The 8,474-nt window shown below is 44.1% G+C and carries 9 protein-coding genes; 1 reads left to right on the top strand and 8 read right to left on the bottom strand.

Going from position 1 to position 8,474, the window contains the following annotated elements:
* Window positions 1-126: 126 nt before the first annotated feature.
* Together BMY11_RS28185 and BMY11_RS28180 are read right to left on the bottom strand one after the other, a co-directional pair.
* A complete protein-coding gene (locus BMY11_RS28185; protein WP_090583801.1) occupies window positions 127-495 on the bottom strand; it encodes a hypothetical protein in 369 nt (122 codons plus the stop codon).
* A 237-nt stretch (window positions 496-732) separates the two neighbouring features.
* Window positions 733-1,794 carry a protein kinase family protein gene (locus BMY11_RS28180; protein ID WP_090583798.1) on the bottom strand — a complete coding sequence of 354 codons (1,062 nt, stop codon included), beginning with the start codon at window positions 1,792-1,794 and terminating at the stop codon, window positions 733-735.
* A 146-nt stretch (window positions 1,795-1,940) separates the two neighbouring features.
* Between BMY11_RS28180 and BMY11_RS28175 the strand changes: the two genes are divergently transcribed.
* The gene (locus BMY11_RS28175) at window positions 1,941-2,387 is read left to right on the top strand and encodes a hypothetical protein (RefSeq protein WP_090583795.1); all 447 of its coding nucleotides are present in this window, start codon (window positions 1,941-1,943) and stop codon (window positions 2,385-2,387) included.
* 269 nt (window positions 2,388-2,656) lie between these two features.
* Here the strand turns inward: BMY11_RS28175 and BMY11_RS28170 are convergent, their stop codons facing one another.
* From BMY11_RS28170 to BMY11_RS28135, 6 genes are all read right to left on the bottom strand, one after another.
* Window positions 2,657-3,031, bottom strand: a complete 375-nt coding sequence (locus BMY11_RS28170) for a hypothetical protein (RefSeq protein WP_090583791.1) — start codon at window positions 3,029-3,031, stop codon at window positions 2,657-2,659.
* 318 nt (window positions 3,032-3,349) lie between these two features.
* Window positions 3,350-5,068 (bottom strand): ABC transporter ATP-binding protein, encoded by a 1,719-nt coding sequence (locus BMY11_RS28165; RefSeq protein WP_090583790.1) that lies wholly within the window; start codon window positions 5,066-5,068, stop codon window positions 3,350-3,352.
* 907 nt (window positions 5,069-5,975) lie between these two features.
* Window positions 5,976-6,794, bottom strand: coding sequence for a hypothetical protein (locus BMY11_RS28150; RefSeq protein ID WP_090583782.1), 819 nt, complete (start codon window positions 6,792-6,794; stop codon window positions 5,976-5,978).
* A 14-nt stretch (window positions 6,795-6,808) separates the two neighbouring features.
* Entirely contained in the window at window positions 6,809-7,294 is a 486-nt protein-coding gene (locus BMY11_RS28145; RefSeq protein WP_090583779.1) for an anti-sigma factor family protein, read from the bottom strand.
* Between the two features lie 6 nt (window positions 7,295-7,300).
* Entirely contained in the window at window positions 7,301-7,840 is a 540-nt protein-coding gene (locus tag BMY11_RS28140) for an RNA polymerase sigma factor (protein ID WP_090583776.1), read from the bottom strand.
* A 37-nt stretch (window positions 7,841-7,877) separates the two neighbouring features.
* On the bottom strand, window positions 7,878-8,474 hold a 597-nt coding region (locus tag BMY11_RS28135; protein ID WP_143069367.1), incomplete at its 5' end, for a phosphatase PAP2 family protein.

Genomic DNA, 8,474 nt, shown 5'->3' with positions numbered 1-8,474 from the left:
AAAGCTAAACGGCCTCAGTCCAATGGAATTCCGGACGAAGGCCGCTTGATTGTTTTTAATTATTTGTACTGTCTACTTGACGGGGTGCTGTTCATAACACGGTAGCCTAATGTTAAAGAGATTGTATTACATTGATGGACCAAGAGCTGGAATAACATTCAGTTCCGAGTGCGAATAACGCTGATCCTCCACCAAATTCCCGAACTCGTTTATTCCGCATACAGTGAACAAGACATTAACCGATGAAGAATCGAGTTGAACTTCATATGCAACGTTTCCTGCTATAAAAAATTCTCGTACATCAAAAGAATTTGCAGGCACTACATAAGAAGTAAGATATGCTGTGTAGAATAAGCTAGAATCTACCGAAGCGAACACTTCAAGCATAATTGTTACCGGATTTACCAAATCGAAGTTTCTTGTACTTACGACAATGTTTGAAGAAGCTGTACCAAAATCTCTTGTATTTGTTATTACTCCTGTTGAAAGAGCCATTTCATCTCACCTCATTCTTACAAAGACATGCTCTATTCTATGAAAAGAGGTGAAAAAGGGTTTGGATGTTTATTTACATTTTTATGTAAAATACTGCTTCTTTCGGAAGAAATCCGCGCTTCTATCCCGAGCTAATACTAATATATATTGGAACTAAAGTGTCCCGTTAGTTCAATAAACGACTGGGTTCTTTATTGAATCAAGCTATTATTGATCTACTAATTGCACTCATTAACATTATATTAGTTTAAATTGATCCACTTTATTAAGATTTCCATAAATCCAACAACTAACATTCAAGTAGCCTTTTATATCATTCGCAATCGCTTCTCGAACAGCCTCATCATCAAACTCCAACAAACCACTCATATATTCATGCAAAAAATAGAAAAAGCTCAAATAACAATAAAATGCCAGCCGATCCTGATTTACTTTATAATGATGGCCCTCTAATTCCAATATTTCATTGAGCAAATCAATTTGCTTCTCATCATGAAGATACGGCCATATATCCCGTTCCATCGGCGCAAGTATCAGATGATCCCAATCGATAATTATGAATTGTTCGCCTTGAATAATAACGTTCCCCCCGACATCGCCGCTTGTGATGTGGAAATGGGTCAAATCGTTTTTGTTTTTATCAGCAAATTGCATTAATCTGTCAGCGTAATGTTCGATTTTCTTGCTATTCCCTTCCAACAAGCGCACAGCTTCTATTATAGAAGGAGATAATGTAATTTTAAGCTTGGTAAGATTGCTGTAATACTCATCAATGTAGTTGATGTTGAAATCTTCCTTAATTATTTGAACATTTTGAACTGGAACTTTGTATATGAGCGCCAATTTATGAAACAAATCCGATAACAGATAATCCTCTGTATGCTCACCTTCGACATAATGAAATAAGCCCAACACGCCATCATTAAAAATACTGTACAATTGCTCATCTATAGTCTTTTTAATCTTACTAATAAAGTCAATCCCATTCTGATTTATATATTCCACTATTGCAAAGCTGTTCATATATCTTGACTTGTGTGGACCAAAATAAACGAGTTTGGCAAAATAAGTGTCACATTCTGTATCGATCTTCCATGTTTCCCCGTGGTATCCACGCTTTGCTGCGGCTATATAACGTATTCCCAAACCATATTTTGCTTCAATAAACTGTTTTAACTGACTGATATAGGCTTCATCACGATATTTTTCAAAAAAAATAATACAACACTCCCTGCGTACTAAAGTAAATACTCTTCCATTCTTTATTACAAGCCCAGCCGAAGCGCTTGCTCCAGTCATATTTATTCCGTTTTTTTCTCCGTTGAATGAATAGTAATTATTATTTAATTTATCGTTACTTTCTCTTTCAAGACGGTAAGAAAATCCAATCCATCCGTTCTATCAATCATAAACTATTCTATCATAATCGGAAGAGGTGATTGGGATTGACCATTCAATTTGTAGATAGTCGGATATCTTCACAAGCGGATACTGATGAAGCTGTGCTGGTCACAATCCCCGTAGCGGCAACGCCGCTCCTATTTGGAGATATCGGAATTCAAACCGCTGGTGTTGAAGTCGCAAATCAAGGACTTGTCCGCGTTCAATTAACGGGATTTGTCAAAGTCGTCGTTGGGCCTCAATTCGGAAGCGTAACCATTCAAGTCTTTCGGGAAGGGATACTGATATTTACATCGACTTACACCGCAGTCGAGGCCCTTGAGAATGAAATGCTAGGTTTTAGCGCCATTGATTTCCCGTCGGCAGCCTATGTCGCCAACGGCCAAATTCGGTATACTGCCTTAATCTTTACGGCGTTCCCCAACCCCGCTACAACCGCAGGAGCGAGAAACTTCAGTGGATTTGCGACCGCCGGTAACTTCACTGGTTAATGCGAACCATTACCCCCTCTAAGTTGACGTGTTAAGAAAGTGCACTACAGATGCGATTCCCTGTCTTTCGTCGGAAATGAGATCAAGTTCTTGTCAATTTCGGAAATGGGATCAAGTTCTTGTCATTCGCTTTTGACAAGAACTTGATCCCATAAATAAAAAAAACCGCGATTTCGCGGCCTTTAATGAGATAATGTTCTTGTCACCCGACACTTTTGTGCTGACGCTGTGGCTCTATGCGCTTACCTTAGGAGCCCTTTCAGCAATCGTTATTGAAAAGAGTAAGGGGACTCATAGATTAATTTTATATATTTTTGATTTTTTATATCCTTTGCTGCAATAGCTTTTTCTTCAGCGGTATCAGTTATTGTGTATAGTTTAGTTCCTGCTTGCAAAAAGTTGGAGAATACATCTTTTCTCGTGAAATCTCTTGTCTCTTCGTCACTGTAAACGGTAACCTCTCCAATTTCTTTCCCGATTTTATCAGATGAGACTTCTTCACCGTGATATGTATATAAATTTTCTTTCCATGTAACCAATAAGGTATTCCAATCTCCGCTGGATTTAGATGTAGTATTACTACCACTATTACATCCGGTTATAATTACGCAAACAATGAGAATAAGAAAAAGAAAAAATCTCATCCTGCTCACCTCTTTTAATCTGCAGACGCATTCCAGAATGGAAATGTTTCATTAAAAACAATGGTAAGAAATATGGGCAACCAAATTAATTTTTGGATGCCCATATTTTAATTTTGCTATGACTGGTGTGTGGATCTCACGAAGTCTCCGTCCATTCTCGCCCTGTTCGACCTTTTTCTTCAACAGAATACTCTGTCGAGTTCAAGATGGAGAAGAGCAAGCTTCTCCGACCTGAGTATGCGCTGCAATGTTTCTCAAGCTTTCACTCAGAGGTTTTGTTTAAACTTACTTATTTCCACATTTCTTCCCTGCGTGCACTTAAGCGTGCTGGTACTGTGCTTGATGAAGCCTGCTGTAGATGCCGCCGGACGCAATCAAGTCCCGGTGACTGCCTTGTTCTGCGATACCGTTCTCGTCGACGACGATAATGCGGTCCGCGTTCTTAATCGTTGCCAGCCTGTGCGCGATGACGAGCGTCGTGCGGCCAACAGACAGCTCGGCCAGCGACTTCTGGATTGCTGCTTCGGTTTCGGTGTCCAGCGCCGACGTCGCTTCGTCCAGAATTAGAATTGGCGGGTTTTTCAGGAACATTCGAGCGATCGCCATCCGCTGCTTCTGGCCGCCGGACAGCTTTACACCACGTTCACCGATGATCGTGTCCATGCCTTCCGGCAGCTGCTGAATCATTACCTCCAGTGAGGCTCGTCTGGCCGCCTCCCAAATCTGCTCATCAGTCGCCTTCAGGTCGCCGTAAGCGATGTTCTCACGGATCGAGCCGGAAAACAGGAATACGTCCTGCTGCACGATACCGATATTTCTACGAAGCGACTTCAGTGTCAGGTTGCGGATGTCTTTGCCATCGACAGTAATGCGCCCTCCTGTGACATCGTAAAAACGCGGCAGCAAGCTGCAGATAGTCGTCTTCCCAGCGCCGGAAGGGCCGACGAAGGCAACCGTCTCTCCCGCTCGAACGGTCAGATCGACGCCCTTCAGCACATCTCGGTTTTCCTCGTAGCCGAAAGAGACGTTCTCGAAGCGGATTTCTCCGTGAAGCGAGTGAGCCTCGACGGCGTCCTTGGCGTCCTGAATATCCGGCTCCATGTCGATAATTTCGACGTATCGTTTAAATCCGGCTATCCCCTTCGGATAGCTCTCAATGACAGAGTTAATCTTCTCGATCGGTCGGAAGAAAATGTTCGACAGGAGCAGGAACCCCATAAACTCCCCTAGCTCGATTCTATGGTCGATGTAAAACCACGCGCCGCATACCATAACAAATATCGTAATGAGACGCATCAGCATGTAACTCACCGAGAAGCTCTTAGCCATCGTCTTATAGGCGAGTAGCTTCGTCTCGCGGAAATTACTGTTGTCAACTGAGAATAACTTCTTCTCGTGTTCTTCGTTCGCGAACGACTGCACGACGCGAATGCCACCGACGTTCTCTTCGATGCGGGCGTTAAAGCTCCCCACGTTGCCGAACAACCGCCGGTACGTGTTCGTCATGCGGCCTCCGAACATGATGATCAGCCAAGCCATGAACGGAATGATCACGAACGTGAGTAAGGCCAGCTCCAGGTTGATGTAGGCCATCAGCATAAAGGAGCCCGCAAGCGTCATAATCGCGATGAAAATATCTTCAGGCCCATGGTGCGCGATCTCGCCGATGTCGTTCAGATCGTTCGTGACCCGACCGACGAGATGACCGGTTTTATGGTTGTCGAAGAAGCGGAAAGACAGCTTCTGAATATGGTCAAACATTTTCCAACGCATATCGGTTTCAATATTGATGCCTAGCATATGTCCCCAATAGGTGACGACATAGTTCAATACGGTGTTGAGGGCATAAATTCCTAGTAGTCCGATACTGGCTAGCACGATCATCTTCCAGTTGCCGTTCGGCAACAGATCGTCGATAAATTTACTGACCGCTAGCGGAAAGCCGAGCTCAAGCAATCCCGCGATGACCGCGCAAGTAAAATCGAGAATAAATAAGCCTTTGTAAGGGCGGTAGTACGAGAAAAACCTACGAAGCATCGTTAAATGATCCCCTCTCCTTCATCAGCCGGACTTTCGGGTCTCGGCTCCACTCCGATTTCTTGAATATCGAACAAGATAACGAAATGCAAACGGTTGGACAAGCGACGTGCGCTTCAATTCAAATTCTCCAGAAGCATCGAAACTCAACCTCTTCTTAGCGTATTGCTCTCTCTTGCCTCTCTCCTCCACCCGACCCTCATTGCCCTTGAGTTTCTCCTCTAGATCCGCACCCATGCCTACGTCCGTCACCATCTCTAATTCTATCTCTTGCTGTATACAACTGTATACTTCTGGATATGTATACAATTTATATCAACCTGGGACGGGCGTCAACCCCCAGCTGCTATTATCAAGCGAGTCACAACAAACAACAGATATTCCGCTGGAGAAGCGAGTTTTACTACGGTATCATTCTCCGGAACGGTTACACTCCAGCTTGGTTCAAATGTGACCAGTCAATATAAGTTCGTGTGTATTAATCCTACCGGCCTTGTATAGAAGTTCTTGTCCTAATACGGCTCTGTATAGAAGTTCTTGTCGTCCGACAATTGAAGCTTTTTCGTGACCTAACATTCCTTGAATAAACTCTAGCGTAGCATTATTTTTGACAAGAATTTTATCTTATAAATACAAAAAGCCGCGATTTCCGCAGCCTTTAATGAGATAATCAACTGGCTTGATCCCAGTCCCCTTGACATAGCTCCCTGATCTGCTCCAATTGATTGCATAACCTGATGAGAAGCCTCAAAATCCATAGGCGCTTCGATTAGGCTGAAAGACTGCACGAGGTCATAGTTGGCAGCCATTACGCCTGCTGCCGTTTTCTATCGGATAAATCTAGCTCGACATAAAGCTTCACTTATGATCACGAGTTTCACGTCGAGCTAGTCGTCTTATCGGACCTTCATTTCTTCTTGCGCATCCCCGCAATCCATTGTGTACAGATTCCCAAAGAGACGAATCCAGCTACCAACAAGAGAATCCAACCAATCAGAGGTATACTCGAAAATGCAGTTATTATGCTGGCGCCGATAAGCACTTTTAACCAATCAGGCATTTGTTCCGAACCTTTGATCATTTCGCCAATTCGAAAACTAATGACGGTCATTCCCATCGCCAATGCGACGAGTAGCGCTAGCAGTATCAGAACCAAGATCGGAATGCCAATAACAGTAACGAGCAACAATGCACTTAAGGCTACAATAACCAAGCCGCTTAGAAAACCGGCATATAAGAGCCTACCTAACGATTCACGCTGATAACGTTCGGTAAAAGCAATTATTTTTTTCTTACCGAGGACTCTAATTAGGACAGGTACAAGAACCATGAGCAAGTTTCCTGCCAGTTGCAACACCCATAGGCTCATCACGAGCCCGCCGCCGATCAGAAAACTGTTTTGCGTAGCGTTATCCAGCGAGATGTCATAGATATCGTCCCCCAAAGCAGCACCCGGATCTTGCTCAACCTTCCCTCCAATCACGACAATCACACCTGTAATCTTAGCCGTGCTGCCCAGATGCAGGTTGCCGTTAATGACGACAACGATACCTTGTACTTGGCCTAAGATATCGGCATCGCCTCCGACAACGTACACGTCGTCAACGGTCTGATCAGCAGGCACAGTTGTGTTCTGGTGTTCAAAAATACTCTTTGCTGATGCCATATCAGGGATGAGCAACATGAACAGCATAAAGAAGCATATCGTGTATGTTAGTTTTCTCATAGTGACCCTCCCTTTCAACTCGTTGAGGTTTGAAGCAACCGCTTGAGTGAAATGAAGGAGGTCACAAGGATAATTAACGAGAGGACAATCGTCCCCCCGGTTAAGGCGGGTACACTGAGAATGAAATGCGAACTCGCATAGATCAGTGTGATCACTAATTTAGACCATCCATGTATGAGTTTACCGATAATCGCTCCTGTTAGCAGATAAAATACCCCTAGTGTCAACAAACCCAATAGAAGCGCCAAAACCCACCCTTTGCCTGCAAATTGTCGTTCTTCTTCCGCTCCGATGGATTGCATAACCCTAACCTCGAAATTCATAGGTACTTCGATTAGGCTGAAAGTCTGCACAAGGTCATAGTTGTTGTCTGCCATGTCTTCGAGCAGCGCCTGACAGGACTCGCATGTCTCAAGATGCTCTTCGATTTCCCTTCTTTCATCTTGAGTCAGTTCGTCATCGAGGTAGGCCGACAACTGTTCCTCCGGATGTTTGCTCATTCCCAGTCAGTCCTCCCTTCTTAATTCTTTCCGCAAGTTAATCCTGGCCGCAAACAGCCTTGACTTCACCGTTCCAAGAGGAACATCGATCATTTCCGCGATTTCTTCATAATTATAGCCCTGGATCTCATGTAATAATAGAACTTCCCGATGACCCACTGAGAGTCTGCTTAGCCCTTCTTCAATGGATAACTTCTCCAACGGGTCGGTTGCATGTTGATCTGCTATCCGCTTGTTCTGTTCTTCATTCATCTCTTGTTCTGGCGTATTCGTGCGTTTTTTTAATCTGTCTTTGCAGAGATTGGCCGCAATTCGAATGATCCAAGAAGAAAACGCATACTCGTTATCCAAACTTGATACGGAGTAATAGGCTTTAATAAATGTCTCTTGCGAGACGTCTTCCGCATCCATTCGATCGCCTAACATCCCCACCGCATATCGATAGACATGGCCTTTAAAACGTTGGACTAGATTCGCAAAAGCTTCCCGGTCGCCACGTTTGGCTCGATGAATGATATGCTTCAATTCCTCATCCACCACTCGCATACTCAACTCCTACCGAACGGAACCAGGAGGATTCACGTCAATTCGCTACTATCGCTGCTTCATTATCTTGAAGCTTCCTCAACACTTCAAGCAGAATGACGTTCAAAGTTATCCATACGCCGCCGAAAACATAACCTGCCGCGACATCGCTTGGAAACTGCACATTGTAATAAATACGGCTAATCCCGACCAGCAGGCACACGAGAATAACAAATAGAACAACAAAAATCCGGATCAAGCTCTGACTGTAGTGTCTGAGCAACAGAAAGGCCGAGAATCCGCATACCGAAATCGAAGTAAGGGTTTCTTCACTCGGAAATGTATTGATGAGCTGGATTCCGGCTACCACCGGCCCAGGACGGTGAAATAGCATTCGCAATCCGTCATCAAGCACCTCCCCGCCGAGTACGACCCAGAGAAGAAATGAAAACTCCAAGCCTTTGTTCCTGCCTCTAAACATAATCCAAATCGATGTAATTACGATTAGCGGCCCGTAAAGGTAAATGGTTCCCAGCTTCGCGAAGAGTTGCATTTGATCCTGCCACTCAGAACCGAATACCGTGAGGATTATATAAGAGGTCACATCATCGAATTGGCTGAATTCATGTGCAAGAAAATCCTGAATCATTCCCAG

The sequence above is a fragment of the Paenibacillus sp. OV219 genome (assembly GCF_900110075.1).
GTDB lineage: Bacteria > Bacillota > Bacilli > Paenibacillales > Paenibacillaceae > Paenibacillus_Z.
Note: the sequence above shows the minus strand (reverse complement) of the source record. Positions and strands in the feature narration are given on the sequence as shown.

Excerpts from the sequence above, each read along its gene's own strand:
- BMY11_RS28185 (WP_090583801.1), bottom strand. The coding sequence starts at position 495 with ATGGCTCTTTCAACAGGAGTAATAACAAATACAAGAGATTTTGGTACA.
- BMY11_RS28180 (WP_090583798.1), bottom strand. The coding sequence starts at position 1,794 with ATGACTGGAGCAAGCGCTTCGGCTGGGCTTGTAATAAAGAATGGAAGA.
- BMY11_RS28170 (WP_090583791.1), bottom strand. The coding sequence starts at position 3,031 with ATGAGATTTTTTCTTTTTCTTATTCTCATTGTTTGCGTAATTATAACC.
- BMY11_RS28165 (WP_090583790.1), bottom strand. The coding sequence starts at position 5,068 with ATGCTTCGTAGGTTTTTCTCGTACTACCGCCCTTACAAAGGCTTATTT.
- BMY11_RS28150 (WP_090583782.1), bottom strand. The coding sequence starts at position 6,794 with ATGAGAAAACTAACATACACGATATGCTTCTTTATGCTGTTCATGTTG.
- BMY11_RS28145 (WP_090583779.1), bottom strand. The coding sequence starts at position 7,294 with ATGAGCAAACATCCGGAGGAACAGTTGTCGGCCTACCTCGATGACGAA.
- BMY11_RS28140 (WP_090583776.1), bottom strand. The coding sequence starts at position 7,840 with ATGCGAGTGGTGGATGAGGAATTGAAGCATATCATTCATCGAGCCAAA.